1 rRNA gene is annotated in these 328 nt (G+C 55.8%); it reads right to left on the bottom strand.

Annotated features, from left to right (window positions below):
* Positions 1–328 (bottom strand): 16S ribosomal RNA (locus DW58_RS00765); the annotation flags it as partial.

A 328-nucleotide genomic window follows, 5' to 3' on the forward strand; every position in this document is an offset into this window, starting at 1 on the left:
CCAGGTAAGGTTCTTCGCGTTGCATCGAATTAAACCACATGCTCCACCGCTTGTGCGGGCCCCCGTCAATTCATTTGAGTTTTAACCTTGCGGCCGTACTCCCCAGGCGGTCGACTTAACGCGTTAGCTCCGGAAGCCACTCCTCAAGGGAACAACCTCCAAGTCGACATCGTTTACGGCGTGGACTACCAGGGTATCTAATCCTGTTTGCTCCCCACGCTTTCGCACCTGAGCGTCAGTCTTTGTCCAGGGGGCCGCCTTCGCCACCGGTATTCCTCCAGATCTCTACGCATTTCACCGCTACACCTGGAATTCTACCCCCCTCTAC

Source organism: Siccibacter turicensis LMG 23730 (assembly GCF_000463155.2).
GTDB classification, from domain to species: Bacteria; Pseudomonadota; Gammaproteobacteria; order Enterobacterales; family Enterobacteriaceae; genus Siccibacter; species Siccibacter turicensis.